The organism is Enterobacter sp. C4G1 (assembly GCF_052886895.1).
In genome coordinates this window covers 1,146,473-1,168,709 of the sequence record NZ_JBQVVV010000002.1, presented here as the reverse complement: position 1 = coordinate 1,168,709, position 22,237 = coordinate 1,146,473, and the positions used below count along the sequence as shown (strand labels likewise).

The 22,237-nt window shown below is 53.9% G+C and carries 21 protein-coding genes and 1 pseudogene; 13 read left to right on the top strand and 9 right to left on the bottom strand.

The genetic code is table 11. From position 1 onward, the window contains the following. Positions 1 to 7 precede the first annotated feature (7 nt). Complete coding sequence (locus tag ACT9TW_RS19545; protein WP_446493435.1) at positions 8 to 700, bottom strand: fimbrial biogenesis chaperone; 693 nt, start codon at positions 698 to 700, stop codon at positions 8 to 10. Positions 701 to 828: 128 nt separating this feature from the next. Further along, the gene (locus tag ACT9TW_RS19540) at positions 829 to 1,404 is read right to left on the bottom strand and encodes a fimbrial protein (RefSeq protein ID WP_446493434.1); all 576 of its coding nucleotides are present in this window, start codon (positions 1,402 to 1,404) and stop codon (positions 829 to 831) included. Between the two features lie 496 nt (positions 1,405 to 1,900). On the opposite strand from ACT9TW_RS19540, the gene flhB reads away from it, so the two are divergent. The 5 genes from flhB (at position 1,901) to bglB (ending at position 8,500) form a co-directional block, all read left to right on the top strand. Next, positions 1,901 to 3,049: a flagellar biosynthesis protein FlhB gene (gene flhB, locus ACT9TW_RS19535; RefSeq protein ID WP_182061514.1), complete on the top strand. Its 1,149-nt coding sequence runs from the start codon at positions 1,901 to 1,903 to the stop codon at positions 3,047 to 3,049. Next, positions 3,042 to 5,120, top strand: coding sequence for a flagellar biosynthesis protein FlhA (gene flhA, locus ACT9TW_RS19530; protein WP_446493433.1), 2,079 nt, complete (start codon positions 3,042 to 3,044; stop codon positions 5,118 to 5,120). The genes flhB and flhA overlap by 8 nt, the downstream gene beginning before the upstream one ends. After that, positions 5,120 to 5,512, top strand: a complete 393-nt coding sequence (flhE, locus tag ACT9TW_RS19525) for a flagellar protein FlhE (protein ID WP_446493432.1) — start codon at positions 5,120 to 5,122, stop codon at positions 5,510 to 5,512. The genes flhA and flhE overlap by 1 nt, the downstream gene beginning before the upstream one ends. Positions 5,513 to 5,772: 260 nt before the next feature. Continuing rightward, on the top strand, positions 5,773 to 7,356 hold the full coding sequence (locus tag ACT9TW_RS19520) for an MFS transporter (RefSeq protein ID WP_446493431.1): 1,584 nt from the start codon (positions 5,773 to 5,775) through the stop codon (positions 7,354 to 7,356). 4 nt (positions 7,357 to 7,360) lie between these two features. Further along, positions 7,361 to 8,500 (top strand): beta-galactosidase BglB, encoded by a 1,140-nt coding sequence (bglB, locus tag ACT9TW_RS19515; protein WP_446493430.1) that lies wholly within the window; start codon positions 7,361 to 7,363, stop codon positions 8,498 to 8,500. A gap of 35 nt (positions 8,501 to 8,535) precedes the next feature. Here the strand turns inward: bglB and argS are convergent, their stop codons facing one another. Beyond that, entirely contained in the window at positions 8,536 to 10,269 is a 1,734-nt protein-coding gene (gene argS / locus ACT9TW_RS19510) for an arginine--tRNA ligase (protein ID WP_315686064.1), read from the bottom strand. Positions 10,270 to 10,507: 238 nt separating this feature from the next. On the opposite strand from argS, the gene ACT9TW_RS19505 reads away from it, so the two are divergent. After that, on the top strand, positions 10,508 to 11,068 hold the full coding sequence (locus tag ACT9TW_RS19505) for a VOC family protein (protein ID WP_315686063.1): 561 nt from the start codon (positions 10,508 to 10,510) through the stop codon (positions 11,066 to 11,068). An 85-nt stretch (positions 11,069 to 11,153) separates the two neighbouring features. Next, the gene (gene cutC / locus ACT9TW_RS19500; RefSeq protein WP_446493429.1) at positions 11,154 to 11,897 is read left to right on the top strand and encodes a copper homeostasis protein CutC; all 744 of its coding nucleotides are present in this window, start codon (positions 11,154 to 11,156) and stop codon (positions 11,895 to 11,897) included. Positions 11,898 to 12,038: 141 nt separating this feature from the next. Here cutC and cmoB read toward each other — a convergent pair whose 3' ends face one another. Genes cmoB through ACT9TW_RS19475 form a run of 5 tightly spaced genes read right to left on the bottom strand, consistent with a single transcriptional unit; the run spans position 12,039 to position 15,619 of the window. Further along, positions 12,039 to 13,010: a tRNA 5-methoxyuridine(34)/uridine 5-oxyacetic acid(34) synthase CmoB gene (cmoB, locus tag ACT9TW_RS19495; protein WP_446493428.1), complete on the bottom strand. Its 972-nt coding sequence runs from the start codon at positions 13,008 to 13,010 to the stop codon at positions 12,039 to 12,041. Further along, on the bottom strand, positions 13,007 to 13,750 hold the full coding sequence (gene cmoA / locus ACT9TW_RS19490) for a carboxy-S-adenosyl-L-methionine synthase CmoA (RefSeq protein ID WP_446493427.1): 744 nt from the start codon (positions 13,748 to 13,750) through the stop codon (positions 13,007 to 13,009). Before cmoA ends, cmoB begins: the two co-directional genes overlap by 4 nt. 40 nt (positions 13,751 to 13,790) lie before the next feature. Continuing rightward, on the bottom strand, positions 13,791 to 14,186 hold the full coding sequence (locus ACT9TW_RS19485) for an MAPEG family protein (protein ID WP_182061505.1): 396 nt from the start codon (positions 14,184 to 14,186) through the stop codon (positions 13,791 to 13,793). 51 nt (positions 14,187 to 14,237) lie between these two features. Next, positions 14,238 to 15,056, bottom strand: a complete 819-nt coding sequence (locus ACT9TW_RS19480) for a DUF72 domain-containing protein (protein WP_446493426.1) — start codon at positions 15,054 to 15,056, stop codon at positions 14,238 to 14,240. Next, positions 15,053 to 15,619, bottom strand: coding sequence for a hydrolase (locus ACT9TW_RS19475; protein WP_446493425.1), 567 nt, complete (start codon positions 15,617 to 15,619; stop codon positions 15,053 to 15,055). The genes ACT9TW_RS19480 and ACT9TW_RS19475 overlap by 4 nt, the downstream gene beginning before the upstream one ends. A gap of 266 nt (positions 15,620 to 15,885) precedes the next feature. Here ACT9TW_RS19475 and aspS point away from each other — a divergent pair, with 266 nt between their 5' ends. From aspS to ruvB, 6 genes are all read left to right on the top strand, one after another. Then, positions 15,886 to 17,658, top strand: a complete 1,773-nt coding sequence (aspS, locus tag ACT9TW_RS19470; RefSeq protein ID WP_446493424.1) for an aspartate--tRNA ligase — start codon at positions 15,886 to 15,888, stop codon at positions 17,656 to 17,658. A gap of 1 nt (position 17,659) precedes the next feature. Then, on the top strand, positions 17,660 to 18,103 hold the full coding sequence (gene nudB / locus ACT9TW_RS19465; protein WP_182061501.1) for a dihydroneopterin triphosphate diphosphatase: 444 nt from the start codon (positions 17,660 to 17,662) through the stop codon (positions 18,101 to 18,103). Positions 18,104 to 18,242: 139 nt separating this feature from the next. Next, complete coding sequence (locus ACT9TW_RS19460; protein WP_014070693.1) at positions 18,243 to 18,983, top strand: YebC/PmpR family DNA-binding transcriptional regulator; 741 nt, start codon at positions 18,243 to 18,245, stop codon at positions 18,981 to 18,983. Between the two features lie 34 nt (positions 18,984 to 19,017). Then, positions 19,018 to 19,539, top strand: coding sequence for a crossover junction endodeoxyribonuclease RuvC (ruvC, locus tag ACT9TW_RS19455; RefSeq protein WP_182061500.1), 522 nt, complete (start codon positions 19,018 to 19,020; stop codon positions 19,537 to 19,539). Positions 19,540 to 19,618: 79 nt separating this feature from the next. Continuing rightward, positions 19,619 to 20,230 (top strand): Holliday junction branch migration protein RuvA, encoded by a 612-nt coding sequence (ruvA, locus tag ACT9TW_RS19450; protein WP_014070691.1) that lies wholly within the window; start codon positions 19,619 to 19,621, stop codon positions 20,228 to 20,230. An 8-nt stretch (positions 20,231 to 20,238) separates the two neighbouring features. Continuing rightward, on the top strand, positions 20,239 to 21,249 hold the full coding sequence (gene ruvB / locus ACT9TW_RS19445; RefSeq protein WP_315686059.1) for a Holliday junction branch migration DNA helicase RuvB: 1,011 nt from the start codon (positions 20,239 to 20,241) through the stop codon (positions 21,247 to 21,249). Between the two features lie 78 nt (positions 21,250 to 21,327). On the opposite strand, the pseudogene ACT9TW_RS19440 reads toward ruvB, so the two are convergent. Next, a pseudogene (locus ACT9TW_RS19440) lies at positions 21,328 to 22,082 on the bottom strand (DDE-type integrase/transposase/recombinase); the annotation flags it as partial. Positions 22,083 to 22,237: the final 155 nt, after the last annotated feature.

The window sequence follows — 22,237 nt, the reverse complement described above, 5'->3', positions numbered from 1 at the left end:
TGTTGATTTATCCCTGAATCATTGTGGATGTGTATTTTTCCGATGCATTTCCGTAATCAGTAATACAACGCCAACTAACTTGAGCGCCTGAGGTCTTCGCCGGAAGAGGAACGGAGACACGGGAAAACGGCGCAACCATATCCGCCTTTGATAGCGGGGTATTCCCGAACTGTAGGTTGTCGAAAACGCTGTAAAATGCCCCGTCGTTAATGATAATTACGTCGCCCTTTTCCTGGCGAAAATGCAGGTTTTTACAGGTGTCACCGGGCGTCCCTTTAAGCCCAGAAGGGCGCCAGAACAGCTTCAGGCGGGTCTTATAAATAAGGCGCAGCATGTTTTTATCGCTGTCTTCTTTCGCGGTTGCTGGAATGGTGCGGATGTTCATATAAAACAACGATTCACGGTCTTCAGGGAGCGAGGATCCATTCCAGGCGATGCGGAGACTTTGCTCCTTTTGTGCATCCAGGCGGAAAAGTGGGGGGGTGACAATAAAGGGGCCACGCGTTGTCTCGTCGCCTGTGTCCGTCCAGGACTGGATGAGCCAGGGAAGTGCGTTATCTTTGTTGACGAGCGGAAGGGCTATCTCTTTTTTTTCGGCGTTGTAAATAATACGCGTGCGGCCAATCTGGACACCTGCTGCATGGCTCAATGTGGGCATTATTAGCGAGAGGTAGATAAATGCTTTCGACAATTTACGCATGGTCAGCCTGCTGTTCGTAATTTAAAATAAAATAGAATAATCCGGGCTTATCCGAACTATTCTATTTGGTATTCTGAGAGTGTGTTTTTAGTTAAAAATTGAATTGATGAATGTTCGATGGCGATCTGTTAACGGTAAAGAATGTTAATTGTCATATCGGCATCTGCTGGGCCTGGCGTGACATCAGATGCAAAAGATTGATAACGCGCATTGAAATCAGCATGAACCTGATCTTCTTTCGTCGTGGGTAGCGTAATACGTACCTGATCTTCGCTGCCATCGAAGGAAATATAGTCTTCGTTATCATCTGCCGGGGTCACGGCAATGCCAATGCCTGTCGCTGCCGTATCGCCATCTGTGGTGATTTTACTGACGTCCAGTAAGGTCGTTGAACCTGTGACGGCAGTGCTCCCGTTAAACGTTAGCTGTACTGACGGTAGACCATCACTTTTGACCGGGCAGTCTGAGAGACTGATACTAAAAGGGATCAATTCACTTTCTTTACCCACCTCGGTAAACAATGAGTTTGGATACGTACCCAAAGGGACAGTGCTGTCTGTGCCGTTATCACCATCAATCGTACAGCTTGGTTCAATAATTTGCCCGGTAAAGTGAATTGTCCCTGCATTCATTTCAGCAGCAATTGCGCTAACAGAAACGAGGCTAAGAATAAAACTGGCTACCATTGTTTTGGTACGTTTCATAACTAGTGTCCTTCAATAAATAATGCATCTTTTCGTTGAGTATTAGAGGGTTTGGTAATAGTGATGCTGATGCTGTGGGGAGTATACACCCTTATGTAGAGCTGAAAAGATCGGTGAAATTGAAATGGACTTGATAAACGTGCTATTTATTTTGTGAATTTTTTTGTTTAATTGATCGAATTGATCTTTGTATTTGTTTGTATACATATCGGAAATGTGATTAGGTAATGTAAAAGCTATTTCTGCGTGTTGTGGCGATTGCCGTAAATTTATTGTGTATGAGTTGTAGTAATAAGTTTTGAAACACGTAAGGGTTTAACAAACATTGTTAACGAATAATACATCTGGGCATTTTTCTGAAAAATGAAGCAGTGTTGAAAAAGCCTTGTGGAAAGTAAACCAGGTAAAAACGGTGAGTTATAGAGTCTTTTCCAGCCATTGAATGCCCTGAGCTCTGGCATGATAACCGTGACTTAATGGGCTGCGAGCACGTACAGTGTCAGAAGAAAACGACGACAAAACGGAAGCCCCCACACCCCACCGACTTGAAAAAGCGCGTGAGGAAGGGCAGATCCCCCGTTCCAGAGAACTGACATCCCTGCTTATTTTAGTAGTGGGTGTTTGCATTATCTGGCTGGGAGGGGAGTCGCTCGCCCGAAGACTGGCTGGAATGCTCTCTACCGGATTACGTTTTGATCACAGCATGGTCAACGATCCGAACCTGATCCTTAGCCAAATCATTCTGCTCATCAAAGGTGCCATGATTGCCTTGCTGCCGCTGATAACCGGCGTGGTGCTGGTGGCTATCGTCTCACCCGTTATGCTGGGCGGCCTGGTGTTCAGCGCGAAATCGCTGCAACCTAAGTTTTCCAAACTCAACCCGCTGCCGGGCATCGCCCGCATGTTTTCCGCCCAGACCGGCGCGGAGCTGGTGAAAGCTATTCTGAAATCCACGCTGATGGGCAGTGCGGCGGGTTTTTATCTTTTGCACAACTGGCCCGAGATGATGCGCCTTATTAGCGAATCACCGTTAAGCGCGATGAGTAACGCCATGAACCTTGTCGGGCTGTGCGCGTTACTGGTGGTGCTCAGCATTATCCCGATGGTAGGTTTCGACGTTATTTTCCAGTTGTACAGCCACTTCAAGAAACTGCGCATGTCACGTCAGGATATTCGTGATGAATACAAGCAGATGGAAGGTGACCCGCATGTGAAGGGGCGTATTCGCCAGATGCAGCGCGCTGCCGCTCGCCGTCGCATGATGGAAGATGTGCCAAAAGCCGATGTCATTGTCACCAACCCGACGCACTACTCGGTGGCGTTGCAGTACGACGAAAACAAAATGAGCGCGCCAAAAGTGGTGGCGAAAGGGGCCGGGCTGATTGCGCTGCGTATTCGTGAGATCGGCACTGAGAATCGCGTTCCCATTCTTGAAGCACCGCCGCTGGCGCGTGCCTTATACCGTCATGCCGAAATAGGACAACAAATCCCGGGGCAACTTTACGCCGCAGTGGCGGAAGTTCTGGCCTGGGTATGGCAATTGAAACGCTGGCGTTTAGCAGGTGGTCAACGACCTGTGAAACCTGAAAACCTTCCAGTGCCAGAAGCGCTGGATTTTATGAACGAGAAGGACACTGATGGCTAATCTGGTGGCAATGTTGCGCCTGCCGAGCAACATGAAATCGACGCAATGGCAGATTCTGGCCGGGCCGATTCTCATCCTGCTGATTTTGTCGATGATGGTACTGCCGCTCCCGGCATTCATCCTCGATCTGCTTTTCACATTCAACATTGCACTGTCCATCATGGTGCTGCTGGTGGCGATGTTTACCCAGCGGACACTGGAGTTTGCAGCGTTCCCGACCATTCTGCTGTTTACCACCTTACTGCGTCTGGCATTGAACGTGGCCTCCACGCGTATCATCCTGATGGAAGGGCATACCGGTGCAGCGGCGGCGGGTAAAGTGGTTGAAGCCTTCGGTCACTTCCTGGTGGGCGGTAACTTTGCCATCGGTATCGTGGTGTTCGTGATCCTCGTTATCATCAACTTTATGGTTATCACCAAAGGTGCAGGGCGTATCGCAGAAGTCGGTGCGCGCTTCGTGCTGGACGGGATGCCGGGTAAGCAGATGGCGATCGACGCCGACCTTAACGCGGGTCTTATTGCTGAAGATGAAGCCAAAAAGCGCCGTTCGGAAGTGACTCAGGAAGCCGACTTCTACGGCTCGATGGACGGTGCGAGTAAGTTTGTGCGTGGGGATGCCATTGCGGGCATCCTGATTATGGTTATCAACGTGGTGGGCGGCCTGCTGGTCGGTGTTCTGCAACATGGTATGGACATGGGCCACGCGGCGGAAAGCTATACGCTGCTGACCATCGGTGACGGTCTGGTTGCACAGATCCCGGCGCTGGTTATCTCTACTGCTGCGGGTGTTATTGTTACCCGCGTCAGTACGGACCAGGACGTTGGCGAGCAGATGGTTGGCCAGCTGTTCAGCAACCCTCGCGTGATGCTGCTGGCTGCGGCTGTGCTGGGGCTGCTCGGTATGGTTCCGGGGATGCCGAATCTGGTGTTCCTGCTGTTTACCGCCGCTCTGCTTGGCCTTGCCTGGTGGATGCGCGGGCGTGAAACCCAACCCGCTGCCGAGCCTGTTCCCGTTAAAGTGCAGGAGAATACCCAGGCGGTCGAAGCCACCTGGAACGATGTCCAGCTGGAGGATTCACTGGGGATGGAGGTGGGCTATCGCCTGATCCCGATGGTGGATTTCCAGCAGGATGGTGAACTGCTTGGGCGTATTCGCAGTATTCGTAAGAAATTCGCGCAGGAGATGGGCTTTTTGCCTCCGGTTGTCCATATCCGCGACAACATGGATTTACCGCCAGCGCGATACCGTATTCTGATGAAAGGTGTGGAAATTGGCAGCGGTGATGCTTATCCGGGACGCTGGCTTGCTATCAACCCGGGCACGGCTGCCGGTACTCTGCCGGGTGAACAAACCATCGATCCGGCCTTCGGTCTGGCCGCTATCTGGATCGAGAGCGCGCTAAAAGAGCAGGCGCAGATCCAGGGGTATACCGTGGTGGAAGCCAGTACCGTAGTGGCAACCCATCTTAACCATCTGATTGGGCAATTCTCGTCTGAACTGTTTGGCCGCCAGGAAGCGCAGCAACTTCTTGACCGCGTCACGCAAGAGATGCCGAAGTTGACCGAAGATCTGGTACCTGGCGTGGTGACGTTGACTACGTTACACAAAGTGCTGCAGAACCTGCTCGACGAGAAAGTGCCCATCCGCGATATGCGCACCATTCTTGAAACCCTGGCGGAACATGCCCCGCTGCAAAGCGATCCGCATGAGCTGACGGCGGTGGTTCGTGTGGCGCTGGGACGTGCTATTACCCAACAGTGGTTCCCGGGAACAGGTGAAGTGCAGGTAATTGGTCTTGATACTCCGCTGGAACGCTTACTGCTCCAGGCCTTGCAGGGTGGTGGCGGTCTTGAACCTGGGCTTGCAGACCGACTGCTGGCACAAACCCAGGAAGCGCTGGGGCGTCAGGAGATGCTGGGTGCGCCACCTGTTCTGCTGGTGAACCATGCCCTGCGTCCGTTGTTGTCCCGCTTCCTGCGCCGTAGCCTGACGCAGCTGGTGGTGCTGTCCAACATGGAGCTGTCGGATAACCGCCATATCCGCATGACGGCAACCATTGGAGGTAAATAATGCGTAAGTGGTTATGGGTACTGTTCTTCCCGCTGGCGGCACAGGCCGCAGGCGAAGGGACATGGCAGGCCAGCAGCATGGGGATTACGCTCAATCATCGCGGTGAGTCGATGTCTTCACGCCCGCTATCGCCTTCAGAACCTGCTTCTGGCCTGATGACGCTGGTGGCATGGAATTACAGACTGATTGGCCCAACGCCCGCAGGGTTGCGCGTACGTCTGTGTACACAGACCCGTTGCGCGGAAATCGATGGGGAAAATGGCACAACTCAGGCGTTTAACGGCGTATCGGCCCTCGAACCACTGCGCTTTATCTGGGAAGTTCCTGGCGGCGGGCGTTTGATTCCTGCGCTGAAAGTTCAGAGCAACTCTGTCATCGTCAACTACCGCTAACTGCCCGCCTTAACGCCCGACATCAGGTGATTCTGATGGCGGGCTCGCAAAAATGACACCTGCTTTTGATGCAAAAGAAACGCTGTTTTATAAATCAGTGACACGCATAGCGACACTCTTTGCATTTTTGCCATCCCCTTGTTTGAGGTGGCAAAAACAAAAAGGTATCACCCTGACGATACTTTTACTGTAGCCGTGTAAAAACTCCCGGATGAGGTTGCTTACAGGGAGTCTCCCAACACTGATTAGGGTTGACGGCTATGAAAACACGTAAAATTGGACTCGCAAATTACCTTGCTTATGGCTCTGGCGATTTCCTTGGCGCAGGGACGACTGCGCTGACCTCCGCCTGGCTTTTATATTTTTATACGACCTTCTGTGGACTCTCGCCGATTGAGGCAACCTTTATCTTTGCTGCTGCAAGGGTACTGGATGCTGTGGTCAGCCCGTTAATGGGTTTTTTAACCGATAACTTTGGCACGACCTGGTTTGGAAAACGCTTCGGACGGCGTAAGTTCTTTATCCTGCTCGGCATTCCTTGCGTGTTCAGCTATTCACTGATGTGGGTAGGGGACATGAGCTTCTGGTACTACTTGCTGACCTATCTGGTGTTCGATGTCGTCTACACCATGATTCTGGTGCCATACGAAACGCTGGTACCGGAGATGACCGATGACTTCAAACAGAAAACCAAATTCTCTGGCGCGCGTATCTCAATGGCGCAGATGTCGGCCATTCTTGCTTCATTCCTGCCGGGTGTCTTACTGACTCACTTTGGTAAAGACAACGCGGTTTCCTTCTTCTATGCAAGCCTGGTCTTCTCTGTGCTCTGCGCGGTGATGCTGACCTTCGTCTGGTGCTTTACCTGGGAACGCCCGCGTGAAGACTGGACAGAAGCGGCGCTGCGTGCCGAAGAAGAGAAGAAAAAACTGTCTCTGAAACAGAGTCTCAACCGCCTGTTTGTGGAGTTAAGCTCTACGCTGCGCATTAAAATCTTCCGTCAGCACCTGGGGATGTACCTGGGGGGTTACATCGCGCAGGACGTGTTCAATGCGGTATTCACCTACTACGTGGTGTTTGTCCTGATGCAGGAAGCGTCAATGGCGTCGACCCTGCTCGGTACGATGGCGAGCTTCCAGTTTATTGCGGTCATCGCCATGATCCCGTTGTGCATCCGCTTCGGACCTGCGCCATCCTACCGCATGGTGGTGGTGCTGTTTGGCCTGGCGTCTGTTTCGTATGCCGTGCTTTATTACGCCGGACTGAGTGACATCTTCTCACTGCTGTTGCTGGTTTCCGCGGTGGCGGGGCTGGGCCGCGGTGGTATCAACTACGTGCCGTGGAATACCTACACCTACATTGCTGACGTGGACGAAGTGATCACCGGTCAGCGCCGCGAAGGGATCTTTGCCGGCATCATGACCCTGACCCGTAAAGCATCTCAGGCGGGTGCGGTAATGCTGGTGGGGATAGTGATGCAGATGTCCGGCTTTGTCAGCGGGCAGAAGGTTCAGCCTGCTGAAGTGAGCCACACCATTCTGATGATACTGAGTGTGGGTACCGTTCTGGTGCTGTTCTGCGGCTTCCTTGTGTCCCTGCGGTTCAAACTCAATTTGCAGACCCACAGCACGCTGCGTGAAGAGACCGCCAAAATGCGTGAGTCTGGCCGGGCGATGCCTGAAGCTGCAACCCCGCAAGCCCGTGCGACGGTGGAGATGCTCGCCGGGATGCCATTCGAGTCACTGTGGGGCAACAATAACATCGGTTACCTGAATCGTAATAAGCCAGCGGCACCTTCTCTGAAGGATGGCTCGGTACTGAATTCGACATACAACAGAGGTTAAGATTATGAAAGTTTGGCCTGTCAAACAGAGCCCGTTACTGCGTCAGCCTGAGCGTTTTATCGCCAGGGATGAGCTGAAATCACTGATTCAGAAGGTGACGCATAATCTGGTTAACATTCACGATAAAACGGGCGAATTTTTACTGCGACTGGACGACGGACGCGTGATCGACACCAAAGGTTGGGCGGGATGGGAATGGACGCATGGCGTCGGCTTATACGGCATCTGGCAGTATTACTGCCAGACCGGCGACGTAGCGATGCGTGACACTATCGACAGCTGGTTTACCGACCGCTTCGCGGAAGGGGCGACCACCAAAAACGTCAACACTATGTCACCGTTTCTGACCCTGGCATATCGGTACGAAGAGACGAAAAACCCGGCCTGGCTGCCGTGGCTGGAAAGCTGGGCAGAATGGGCGATGAACGAGATGCCGCGCACCGATCACGGCGGGATGCAGCACATCACACTGGCCGAAGAGAACCATCAGCAGATGTGGGATGACACGCTGATGATGACGGTGCTGCCGCTGGCGAAAATCGGTAAGTTGCTGAACAAACCGGAATACGTTGAGGAAGCGGTGTATCAGTTCCTGCTGCACGTGCAGAACCTGATGGACAGGGAAACCGGGTTGTGGTTCCACGGCTGGAATTACGAAGGAAACCATAACTTTGCCAGGGCCCGCTGGGCGCGCGGCAACAGCTGGCTGACCATCGTCATCCCGGATTTCCTCGAGCTTGTGGATCTGCCGGAAAACAGCGCCGTGCGTCGTTATCTGGTTCAGGTGCTGAACGCACAGATTGCGGCCCTGGCAAAATGTCAGGACGACAGCGGCCTGTGGCACACGCTACTTGACGATCCAGACTCCTACCTCGAGTCATCAGCAACTGCGGGGTTTGCTTACGGTATTCTGAAAGCCGTGCGTAAGCGCTACGTCGGGGCGGAGTATGCCGACGTCGCCGATAATGCGATTCGCGGAATTGTGAAAAATATTTCGCCGGAAGGAGAGTTACTGCAAACGTCATTCGGTACGGGGATGGGGAGCGACCTGGCGTTTTATCGCCAGATCCCGTTGACGTCGATGCCGTACGGCCAGGCGATGGCAATCTTGTGTTTAACGGAATATTTGCGTAAGTACTTCTGATAATAAAAAACCCGGCGCTTGCCGGGTTTCTTTTTTTACATACGCTCTACGGTTTCGATACCCAGGGTATCCAGACCCAGTTTCAGGGTCTTCGCCGTCAACTGCGCCAACTTCAGGCGGCTGTTGCGCACCTCTTCGCTTTCTGCTGACAGGATAGGGCAGTGCTCGTAGAAGCCAGAGAACAGTCCAGCCAGATCGTACAGATACGCACACATCACGTGCGGGGTGCCATCGCGGGCAACGACTGACAGCGTCTCTTCGAATTGCAGCAGGCGGGCGGCCAGTTGGGCTTCACGATCTTCGCTGATCTGAACCGCGGCATTGGCCAGTACGCTTTCGTCGATATTCGCTTTACGGAACACAGACAACACACGGGTGTAGGCATACTGCATATACGGCGCAGTGTTACCTTCGAACGCGAGCATGTTATCCCAGTCGAACACATAGTCGGTGGTACGATTCTTGGACAGATCCGCGTATTTCACGGCACCAATACCTACCGCGTTAGCCAGTTTTTCCAGTTCATCGGCTGGCATATCCGGGTTTTTCTCAGCCACCAGACGACGGGCGCGTTCCAGCGCTTCATCCAGCAGGTCAGCCAGTTTTACTGTGCCGCCAGCGCGGGTTTTGAATGGTTTACCGTCTTTGCCGAGCATCATCCCGAACATGTGGTGTTCCAGTGGAACAGAATCAGGCACGTAGCCTGCTTTACGCACAATCGTCCACGCCTGCATCAGGTGCTGGTGCTGACGGGAATCGATGTAGTACAGCACGCGATCGGCATGAAGGGTTTCGTAACGGTATTTCGCGCAGGCAATATCGGTGGTGGTGTACAGATAGCCGCCATCCTTTTTCTGGATGATCACGCCCATCGGTTCGCCTTCCTTGTTTTTGTACTCATCAAGGAACACAACCGTTGCGCCTTCGCTCTCTACCGCCAGACCTTTCGCTTTAAGGTCAGCCACAATACCTGGCAGCATTGGGTTGTACAGGCTTTCACCCATCACATCGTTACGGGTCAGAGTCACGTTCAGGCGGTTATAGGTTAACTGGTTCTGGGACATGGTGATGTCTACCAGTTTGCGCCACATATCGAGGAAGTACGCATCGCCGCCCTGCAATTTCACCACGTAGCTACGGGCACGCTCGGCGAAGACTTCGTCTTCGTCGTAGTGTTTTTTCGCTTCGCGGTAGAAACCTTCCAGGTCTGACAGCGCCATTTCGCCTGCATTTTCCTGCTGCTGTTTTTCCAGGTAAGCAATCAGCATCCCGAACTGCGTACCCCAGTCACCCACGTGGTTCGCACGGATAACGTTGTGGCCGAGGAACTCCAGCGTGCGTACGGACGCATCACCAATGATGGTGGAGCGCAGGTGACCGACGTGCATCTCTTTCGCCACGTTTGGCGCAGAGTAGTCAACCACGATGGTCTGCGCTTCTGGCTGCGTTACGCCCAGACGGTCAGACTTCAGCGCTGCATCAACATTGCCTGCCAGGAATGTCGGGTCAAGGAAGATATTGATAAAGCCAGGGCCGGCAATTTCAGTTTTGCTGGCTATACCGGTGAGATCCAGATGAGTCAGCACCTGCTCAGCGAGTTGTCGCGGCGGCATGCCCAGTTTTTTAGCCACTGCCATCACGCCATTAGCCTGATAGTCGCCAAACTGTACTTTTGCTGACTGACGAACCTGCGGTTCGCAATCCGCAGGTGCGCCTGCGGCAATCAGTGCCTGACTGACTTTTTCTGAGAGAAGAGCCTGAATATTCACCTGGATACCTTACATTTTTGATGCGGACTCAACACATCCGCGCCAGTTTAAGAATTTAGGGCGGGAGTATACTGCAAATGCCTTCTGGCGTCAGCACTGCGGGGGGCTTTGATTGTACAGAATCCAGGCTAAGGCAGCATGCATAATCATGCAGTCATAAAAACCGCAACGCTGCGGTTGGTAGAAACGAGGCAACAGAGTAAATTAGCGGCTTTGCGACATATTGAGAGACGATTTTATGGCGAACTGGCAATCCATTGACCAACTGCATGATATTTCCGCAGATCTCCCGCGTTTCACCCAGGCGTTCACAGAACTTGCCACCCGTCTTGGTCTGGATATTGCGCCGCTTGAGGCCGATCACATTTCGCTGCGCTGCCACCAGAATGCCACCGCCGAACGCTGGCGTCGTGGGTTTGAGTTGTGCGGGGAGCTGCTGTCAGAAAACATCATCAACGGACGCCCAATTTGCCTGTTTAAGCTGCACGAACCGGTTTGCGTTGCCCACTGGCAATTCAGCGTTGTTGAGCTGCCGTGGCCGGGTGAAAAACGCTACCCGCATGAAGGCTGGGAACACATCGAAATTGTGCTGCCGGGCGAGCCTGAAAACCTGAATGCCCGCGCGCTGGCCCTGTTGTCTGACGAAGGATTAAGCAAGCCGGGTATCTTCGTGAAAACCAGCTCACCAAAAGGGGAGCGCGAGCGTTTGCCAAACCCGACGCTTGCCGTGACAGACGGGCAGGTTACCGTGAAGTTTCATCCGTGGACGATTGAACAGATTGTTGCCAGCGAAGCCTGAGTGTAAGACTTGTGAGTTCACGCCAGGACCCGCAGCGGCAGGCGTGTCATGATAGTTCGTTTCGTGGATTTTTAAGGAGGATTGAATGGCGCTGCTGGAGATTTGTTGTTACAGCGTGGAGTGTGCCGTGACCGCACAACAACATGGGGCCGATCGCATTGAACTGTGCGCGGCACCCAAAGAAGGGGGCTTAACACCCTCTTACGGGATGCTGAAGTCTGCCCGTCAGGCGGTTTCCATTCCGGTTCACCCGATCATTCGTCCGCGCGGCGGTGATTTTTGTTACACGGCGGGTGAATTCAGTGCCATGCTGGAAGATATCGCCCTCGTTCGCGACCTGGGATTCCCGGGCCTGGTTATCGGCCTGCTTGATGAAGACGGCAATGTCGATATGCCGAGGATGCGTCAGGTCATGGATGCGGCGAAAGGGCTGGCAGTCACTTTTCATCGTGCATTTGATATGTGTAAAAATCCAGTGCAAGCCTTTGATAATATGGCAGAACTTGGCGTTTCGCGTATCCTGACATCGGGTCAGCAGTCGTCCGCAGAAAAAGGACTGCAATTAATTACGGAACTAAAAGCACATTCCGGTGTTCTAACAATAATGGCAGGTGCAGGAGTTCGCACCAGCAATCTGAATCTGTTTTTAAACGCAGGGGTAGAAGAGCTTCATAGCTCAGCAGGCAAATGGATGCCTTCGCCTATGCGTTATCGCAATACAGGGTTGTCAATGTCGACGGATGCTGAGGCGGATGAGTATTCACGCTACGGTGTAGATGGAGAGTCGGTTGCGGTAATGAAATCGATGATTGAACGTCATCACGTGTAGCAACGTACCGATTTTTACCGCGCATCATGTCGCCCAATATGATGCTTGCTTGTACCAGGCCCCTGCCAATTACACAGGGGCCTTTTTTTCTTCTTCATATTTCAGGCCGCAGCTGCGTTAGCCGCCACCCGGCAAAAAAGACTACGGCTTCGTCGCAATCAGCACCGCACGCATCGGTGCCGGATAGCCTTCAATCGTTTTACTGTGGTTTGCCGGGTCGAGGAACTGCTCCAGCGATTCGGTAATCATCCAGTCTGTACGGCGCTGCTCTTCGATTGAGGTCACGCTCACATCGGCAATGCGCACATCCACAAAACCGCACTTCTCAAGCCAGTTTTTCAGCGCCAGCGCGGAAGGAATAAAGTACACGTTGCGCATCTGCGCGTAGCGGTCGCCAGGCACCAGAACGGCATTCTCGTCACCTTCGATAACCAGCGTTTCCAGTACCAACTCACCACCGCTGACCAGCTGATCTTTTAGCTGCCACAGATGCTCAAGCGGGGAACGACGGTGATAAAGCACGCCCATAGAGAACACGGTATCAAAGGCTTTCAGCGCCGGTAATTGCTCGATACCCAGCGGCAGCAGATGCGCTCGCTGGTCATTGCCGAGCAATTTACGCACGGCTTCAAACTGACACAGGAACAGCTGCATAGGATCGATGCCGACCGCCAGATGCGCGCCTGCACCAATCATGCGCCACATGTGGTAACCGCTGCCGCAGCCCACATCCAGAATGGTGCGCCCGCTGAGGTCAGACAGATGCGGCAGAACGCGATCCCATTTCCAGTCTGAACGCCATTCCGTGTTGATGTTCACACCGTAAAGCGAAAACGGCCCTTTGCGCCATGGCATCAGGTTACGCATCAGCGTTTCGATACGGTTCGTCTGGCCAGCGGAGAGGGGCTCTTCGCTTTCGGCCGTTACACTGTGAAGCAAATCAAGACGATGAGGAGCCAGTTCCGGCAAAAACTCCACCGCATTCGACCACTGCTTTAACAGACCATGCTGCTGATCGCGCTGCCAGGTGGCGATTTGCGCAGGCAGTGTTTCCAGCCAGTGAGAAAGGTGATTTTTGGCGATTAACTGATAGAAATTACCGAACTCGATCATGCTGCGTCTCCGGCTTTCAGCGCCACCAGAGAGCCAAAGTTGAAGCACTGGAACCACAGTTCGCAATGCTCAAACCCGGCTTTGCGCAGACGCGCTTTGTGGGTATCAACGGAGTCTGTCAGCATGACATTTTCAAGCATACTGCGCTTCTGGCTGATCTCCAGCTCGCTATAGCCGTTCGCCCGTTTAAAGTCGTGGTGCATGTTAAACAGCAGCTCGCCCACATCGGCATCCTCGAAACTGAATTTCTCGGATAACACCAGCGCGCCGCCCGGGTTCAGGCCTTTATAAATCTTGTCCAGCAGCAGCTGGCGGTCTTCCGGCACCAGGAACTGAAGGGTGAAATTCAGTACTACCATTGAGGCGTTCTGAATGTCGATATCGCGGATATCGCCTTCAACAACCTCAACCGGCGTTGGGGCTTTATACGCGTCAATATGGCGACGGCAGCGTTCAACCATGGCCGGAGAATTATCAACAGCGATGATTTTACAGCCTTCGTGATGAACGTTACGACGAACCGACAGCGTTGATGCGCCAAGCGAACACCCCAGATCGTAGACCTGCGTGCCGGGCTGAACAAAACGTTCAGCCAGCATCCCAATCATGGAGACAATATTGGAGTAACCAGGAACAGAGCGCTGGATCATGTCAGGGAAGACTTCGGCTACCCGTTCATCAAAGGTCCAGTCGCCCAGACTGGCGATAGGCGCGGAAAAAAGCGTGTCGCGATCAGACATAACGTAAAAATCCGGGAAAAATAAAGTGGCGTATTGTGCGCTAATGGAAGGAGAAAACCAACTCCCACGGCATATACCAAAGGTTAGCCAGCACCATCAGCAAAAGCGAACACCAGGTTGCGCTCATGCCGGAACGACGCCAGCGGAATAAGCGGTGGTGAAAGCCGTAATAATGCATTAACCGGCCTGCAATCAGAAGCAGACCACAGATGTGGACCATCCAGGTTTCCGCGCCGTTCATCTCCATAAACAGCAGCAATATCAGCGCAACGGGAATGTACTCAACCGCATTACCGTGGACGCGGATCGCGCTTTGCAGCTCGGAAAAACCACCGTCGCCGTAGGACACGCGGTACTGCATTCTGAGGCGCACAACATCAAACGAAAACTTAATCAGCAGTAATGCACCTAACACCGCATAGAGCGCGCTGACCATACAAACTCCCTGTTTTTGGCAGATGGCACGTCTATATGATATGGGGTGATATCAGAAAAGAGAAGATTGTTGTGGGATAGAGGGCGCGTCGCCTACAGACGGAACTGCATTCTGCAAGGCCTGCCAGAGCGCATCGACCAGTTCGGGAGCCTGGGCAATATCAGGCGTATGCAAAAAAAGGAACGGGGTTGTTGTCTGTTCCCATTTCGGCAGGGTTTGCAGCCAGACGGCGAACATCTCCTGATTTTGCAGCATGTTATCGCTGCCGATAAACCGCACTATCGGGTTACTGGCCGTTACCACGGCATGGACGGGAACCTTGGGTTTCTTACGCTGCGCGTCAATAATGGCCTCGTTATGCGCAATGGCACTATGCACCGGGCGGCTATCGAGGATCACGCGGTTAACCGCGCGTTCATGCAAACCGCGATTGAGGGCTGTTTCAGCCTCGCCTTTGGCAAAAAAATCGGGATGCCGCACTTCAACGCCGTAGGTAAATTCTCGGGGCAGGGCATCGAGAAACTGCCACAGGGCGGGGAGGTCGCGAGGGCCAAATGTCGCAGGAAGCTGGAGCCAGTACTGGCCGATACGATGTGCCAGCGGAGACATCCGAGCAAAAAATTCAGCGGTTAAATCACCACAGTTACGCAATGCCGCGGTATGACTTATGGTTGCCGGAAACTTAAAGCAGAAGCGGAAGTCATCGCTGGTTTGCTCCCGCCAGCGTTCGACGATCTCTGCTCTCGGAAGGGCATACAGGGTGGTATTGCCCTCCACGCAGTTAAAGTAGCGGGCATACTCTTCGAGGCTGGTTATCCCAAGACGCACCCATTTCGGGTGCGACCACTGGGGCAGACCCACATACATCATAGGGCGCTTAAAACCTCATCGGTGCTGCGCACACGACCGATGCGCGGGAAGATATTGGTCATGCTTCCCTGGTGTTGTTCCGCAGAGCCTGCGCTGCACGCATCTTCCACGATGACCAGATTAAAGCCCAGCTCCCACGCGTTACGGGCGGTGGACTCGACGCCGATATTGGTGGAGATCCCGCACAAAATGATGGTGTCTATCCCGCGACGACGCAGCTGTAACTCCAGGTCGGTGCCATAGAAGGCGCCCCACTGGCGTTTAGTGACTTCGATATCGCTGTCGCGTTTGCCAAGGGATACCGGATATGTCCACCAGTTTTCCGGCAGCGCATGTCCTGCTGCCTGTGCATCGACAGGCTGTTTTAACGCTTCGGCGAAATCCGCAGACCAGCCGACACGCACCATGACAACAGGCGCGCCACTGGCGCGGCATTTTTCCGCCAGACGGGCGGCACGGCTGACCACATTATCAGCCGTGTGCGGGCCGCCGGCAAATGGCAGGATACCTTCCTGTAAATCAATCACCACAAGTGCGGTTTTGGTGGCATCGAGTGTAAACATAGTAACTCCAGTCAAATTAATCGCTTCGGCTACACCTTACGATGTTCCGGCCTGTTACCGGGCGGATAATTTTGTTAATTTTTGTGAGAATGCGCAATAAGAGTGCAGCAAACGTGCCTCAGACAGCGCTTCTCTCTTATCGTCGGGCGGAATTTCCAGTATAATAGCCGCCTTTTTTCATCCAGTTGTGACATACAGTTAAAGCTGCGACAACGTAGCCTGATTTAAAGGCGACAAACAGCCTGCGGCTAAATAAGGGATATCTCATGCGTACAGAATATTGCGGGCAGCTGCGTCAGTCCCACGTCGGGCAGCAGGTTACCCTGTGTGGTTGGGTCAACCGTCGTCGTGATCTTGGTAGCCTTATCTTCATCGATATGCGCGACCGCGAAGGTATCGTTCAGGTGTTCTTCGATCCTGATCGCGCAGAGGCGTTGAAACTGGCTTCTGAGCTGCGTAATGAGTTCTGCATTCAGGTCACTGGCACCGTTCGTGCGCGTGACGAGAAAAATATCAACGCGGACATGGCGACCGGCGCAATCGAAGTGCTGGCGTCTGACCTGGTTATCATCAACCGTGCTGAAGCGCTACCGCTGGACTCCAACCACGTCAACACTGAAGAAGCGCGTCTGAAATACCGCTATCTTGATCTGCGTCGCCCGGAAATGGCTCAGCGCCTGAAAACGCGCGCGAAGATCACAAGCCTGGTGCGCCGCTTTATGGACGACCACGGTTTCCTCGATATCGAAACTCCGATGCTGACCAAAGCCACGCCGGAAGGCGCGCGCGATTACCTGGTCCCGTCCCGCGTTCATAAAGGCAAATTCTACGCGCTGCCGCAGTCACCACAGCTGTTCAAACAGCTGCTGATGATGTCCGGCTTCGACCGTTACTATCAGATTGTTAAGTGCTTCCGTGACGAAGACCTGCGTGCTGACCGTCAGCCTGAATTTACCCAGATCGACGTAGAAACCTCCTTCATGACTGCAGAGCAGGTGCGTGAAGTGATGGAAGCGCTGGTGCGTAGCCTGTGGAACGACGTAAAAGGCGTTGAGCTGGGCGATTTCCCAATCATGACCTTTGCAGAAGCCGAGCGTCGCTACGGCTCTGATAAACCAGACCTGCGTAACCCGATGGAGTTGATGGACGTGGCAGACCTGGTGAAAGCCGTTGAGTTCGCGGTGTTCTCTGGCCCGGCTAACGATCCGAAAGGCCGTGTTGCTGCGCTGCGTGTACCGGGTGGCGCAAGCTTAAGCCGTAAGCAGATTGACGACTACGGCAACTTCATCAAGATCTACGGCGCGAAAGGTCTGGCCTATATTAAGGTTACCGAGCGTGCAAAAGGTCTGGAAGGCATTACCAGCCCGGTTGCTAAATTCCTGAACGCAGAGATCGTAGAAGCCATCCTTGAGCGCACTGGTGCGCAGGACGGCGACATGATCTTCTTCGGTGCAGACAACAAGAAAGTGGTTGCCGATGCGATGGGTGCGCTGCGTCTGAAGCTGGGTAAAGACCTGAGCCTGACCGACGAAACCAAATGGGCGCCGCTGTGGGTTATCGACTTCCCGATGTTTGAAGACGACGGTGAAGGCGGCCTGACTGCGATGCACCACCCGTTCACCTCGGCAAAAGAGATGAGCGCGACAGAGCTGAAAGCGGCACCGGAAGAGGCTGTGGCGAACGCCTACGACATGGTTATCAACGGCTACGAAGTGGGTGGCGGTTCCGTACGTATTCATAGCGGCGAAATGCAGCAGACCGTGTTCGGTATTCTGGGCATTAACGAGCAAGAGCAGCGCGAGAAATTCGGCTTCCTGCTGGATGCCCTGAAATACGGCACGCCTCCGCACGCAGGTCTGGCATTCGGTCTTGACCGTCTGACCATGTTGCTGACCGGTACCGACAACATCCGTGATGTTATCGCCTTCCCGAAAACGACCGCCGCGGCGTGTCTGATGACGGAAGCACCAAGCTTTGCCAACCCGGCCTCACTGGCTGAACTGGGCATCGACGTGGTGAAAAAGGAAGAGAAAAACTGATATGACATATAAGCTTCCCGTTTCTGTCTTAGTTGTCATTTATGCCCTGGACACGAAGCGGGTGCTGATGTTGCAGCGGCGTGACGATCCTGATTTCTGGCAGTCGGTTACCGGCAGCCTGGAAGAGGGTGAAACTGCACCGCAGGCCGCCGCGCGCGAAGTAAAGGAAGAGGTCGCCATTGATGTTGCTTGCGAGCAATTGACCCTGAAGGACTGTCAGCGCACGGTGGAGTTTGAAATTTTTAGCCATTTACGTCATCGCTATGCTCCGGATATCGAGCGCAATACGGAATCGTGGTTCTGTCTCGCGCTCCCCCATGAACGGGAGATCGTGTTCACTGAACACCTGAGCTACCGCTGGGTGGATGCGGCGGATGCCGCCGCACTGACCAAGTCGTGGAGCAACCGGCAGGCGATTGAAGAATTTGTAATTAATGTTAATTAATTTCCAAGCATTTCAGTTTCCAGGAAGGCGGCAAGGCCGTGAAGTGCCTGGAGCTTACATTAGTAAGTGACTGGTATGAGCGGGCGCAGCCAACGCATCTGGAAGCTGAAAGGCGCAGGATAATTTTGGAGAACTTTTTATGGCAGGTCATAGTAAGTGGGCCAACACCAAACACCGCAAAGCGGCACAGGATGCCAAACGCGGTAAGATCTTTACCAAAATCATTCGTGAGCTGGTAACAGCAGCACGTCTGGGTGGCGGCGATGCGGGTTCTAACCCACGTCTGCGTGCAGCGATTGATAAAGCACTGTCTAACAACATGACTCGTGACACCCTGAACCGTGCAATCGCACGTGGCGTGGGCGGTGATGACGATGCGAACATGGAAACCATCATTTATGAAGGTTACGGCCCTGGCGGTACTGCGGTCATGGTTGAATGTCTGTCTGACAACCGTAACCGTACCGTTGCCGAAGTGCGCCACGCGTTCACCAAAACCGGTGGCAACCTGGGTACTGATGGCTCCGTCGCTTACCTGTTCAGCAAAAAAGGCGTGATTTCTTTCGAGAAAGGCGACGAAGATGTGATCATGGAAGCGGCGCTGGAAGCCGGTGCTGAAGACGTTGTGACCTTCGATGACGGTGCTATCGACGTGTACACCGCGTGGGAAGAGATGGGTGCGGTGCGTGATGCGCTGGAAGCGGCGGGTCTGAAAGCAGACAACGCTGAAGTCTCCATGATCCCGTCAACCAAAGCGGACATGGACGCAGAAACTGCGCCTAAATTGCTGCGTCTGATCGACATGCTCGAAGACTGCGACGATGTGCAGGAAGTGTACCACAACGGTGAAATCTCTGATGAGGTTGCAGCGACTCTCTGATGAGAGCGTTTAAACCGTTTACAGGAGGCGCGTGATGTCGATTATCCTCGGGATTGACCCCGGCTCACGCGTCACCGGTTATGGCGTCATCCGCCAGGTTGGACGCCAGCTAACCTACCTGGGCAGTGGCTGTATTCGTACCAAAGTGGACGATCTGCCATCACGTCTTAAGTTGATCTACGCAGGCGTGTCAGAGATTATCACTCAGTTTCAGCCTGACTATTTCGCTATCGAGCAGGTCTTTATGGCGAAAAACGCCGATTCGGCGTTAAAGCTTGGCCAGGCACGCGGCGTAGCGATTGTTGCTGCCGTGAACCAGGATCTTCCGGTGTTCGAATACGCGGCAAGACAGGTTAAGCAGACGGTGGTTGGAAATGGTGGCGCGGAGAAAAGCCAGGTGCAGCACATGGTGCGCACGCTGTTGAAGCTCCCCGCAAATCCGCAGGCTGATGCCGCCGATGCGCTGGCGATTGCGATAACCCACTGTCATGTCAGCCAGAACGCGATGCAAATGAGTGATTCGCGGCTCAATCTGGCGCGAGGCAGGTTACGATAATGACAAATCAGGCTGGATGTTTATCCAGCCTTTTTTTATTATACCCGCAGTTAACTCTTCCAGAACGCAGGAGCGTCACGTGATAGGCAGACTCAGAGGCATCATCATTGAAAAACAACCCCCGTTAGTGCTGCTTGAAGCGGGAGGCGTAGGCTATGAAGTCCATATGCCAATGACCTGTTTCTATGAACTTCCTGACGCGGGCAAAGAAGCCATTGTCTTCACCCAGTTCGTCGTGCGTGAAGATGCGCAGCTGCTCTACGGTTTTAATAACAAACAGGAACGCACCCTGTTCCGGGAGCTTATTAAAACCAACGGTGTCGGGCCGAAACTGGCGCTGGCGATTTTATCCGGCATGTCTGCGCAGCAGTTTGTGAATGCCGTAGAGCGCGAAGATCCAGTAGCGCTGATTAAATTGCCTGGCATCGGTAAGAAGACCGCAGAGCGCCTGATTGTTGAAATGAAAGACCGCTTTAAAGGCCTGCACGGCGATCTGTTTACCCCTGCGGCCGACCTGGTGCTGACATCGCCGGGTGCGCCAACGGCTGATGATGCCGAGCAGGAAGCGGTTGCTGCCCTGGTGGCGCTGGGCTATAAACCTCAGGAGGCCAGCCGTATGGTGAGCAAAATCGCCAAACCGGATGCCAGCAGTGAAACCCTGATTCGTGAAGCGCTGCGCGCTGCATTGTGAGGTAAAGGATGATTGAAGCAGACCGCCTGGTATCGGCAGGCACCCTTCAGGCAGAAGACGTCGTGGATCGCGCGATCCGCCCGAAACTGCTTGATGAGTACATTGGCCAGCCACAGGTTCGTTCCCAGATGGAGATCTTCATCCAGGCGGCAAAACTGCGTGGCGATGCGCTCGATCATCTGCTGATTTTCGGCCCGCCGGGGTTAGGTAAAACCACGCTGGCAAATATCGTTGCCAATGAAATGGGCGTAAATCTGCGTACCACTTCCGGCCCGGTGCTTGAAAAAGCGGGCGACCTGGCAGCGATGCTGACCAACCTTGAACCGCATGATGTTCTGTTCATTGATGAGATCCACCGTCTTTCACCGGTGGTGGAAGAGGTGCTCTATCCGGCGATGGAAGATTACCAGTTGGACATCATGATAGGTGAAGGCCCGGCTGCGCGCTCCATTAAAATCGACCTGCCGCCGTTTACGTTGATTGGTGCCACAACCCGCGCTGGTTCATTAACATCACCACTGCGTGATCGCTTCGGAATTGTGCAGCGCCTTGAGTTTTATCAGGTTCCTGATCTCCAGCATATCGTCAGCCGTAGCGCGCGTTACATGGGGCTGGAGATGAGCGATGAAGGGGCGTTTGAGGTTGCAAAGCGTTCTCGAGGCACGCCGCGTATTGCTAACCGTCTGCTGCGACGCGTCCGTGACTTCGCTGAAGTGAAGCACGATGGCACTATCTCGTCAGATATCGCTTCACAGGCTCTGGACATGCTGAATGTGGATGCGGAAGGTTTCGACTATATGGACCGCAAGCTGCTGCTGGCGGTGCTGGATAAATTCTTTGGCGGGCCAGTGGGGCTGGATAACCTGGCGGCAGCGATTGGTGAAGAGCGCGAAACCATAGAAGATGTGCTGGAGCCGTATCTTATCCAGCAGGGCTTTTTACAGCGCACCCCGCGTGGACGCATGGCGACGGTGCGGGCGTGGAATCACTTTGGGATTACGCCACCGGCAATGCCGTAGCCTTATTTTCCCTCTCCCTTTGGGATGTACAGTCCGGGGACATGGTAGACAGGTGTTCGGGGACATGGTGAACACTTTTTAACATCCTTTACCCATGGTGATCGACTTTTTCTTCAGGTCGATCACCCCACTTTTGTACTGTACCACCACACCTCGTAATACCCTTCTTCCCGTGTCTCTTTCAGCCCGACGCTTTCCCCCCTGAAGGCCTTACCTGCTCTCAGACAGATACCTTTGACGCTCAGCTTCCCGCTGCTATCCACCTTCCTGACCATTACCCCTTCATCGTATTCCGGTGGCGCCATGGTGCCGCTGTACTGCCGCGCAGACGGCTGATACCGCGACCCCGGCACCATCATATCCAGGGCCTCGTGTGGCCGTTCCAGGTTATAGACGGTGCGCCAGTGGTCGAAGGCGCGCTGCACTTCACCGCTGTCTGCGAACCACTTACCCTGCAGTACTTCCGCCTTCAGGCTGCGGTGAAAACGCTCCAGCTTGCCCTGTGTCTGCGGATGATAAGGCCGTGAGTGACCCACCCGGATACCCAGGCGCATCAGCCACAGCTCCAGCGCCGTCCAGGTGCCAGTGGTGTCACCCCACGGCGAGCCGTTGTCCATTGTCATCCGCTCCGGCAGGCCGTAGCGTTCAAACACGCTGACCAGTTGCTGCTGTACGGTCTCACGCCGTTCATCGGAACAGTGTGTCAGACACAGGGAGAAACGGGAGTGGTCGTCCAGCAGGGTGAGCGGATGACAGCGGCCCCCGCCAAAGGGGAAGTGCCCCTTAAAATCCATCTGCCAGAGCCGGTTGGGTGCGGCATGTTCGCCCCGTCCTGCGAGGCGAACAATATAAACTCGGTACGTAATGACATGGTATCTCTCGCATCCCAGGGCATAAGCGACTCCATAAACGGGTTCTTATGCCTTAGTTGTAAGTGTCTACCATGTCCCCGAACAAGCGTTCACTATGTCCCCGGACTGTACAGGGA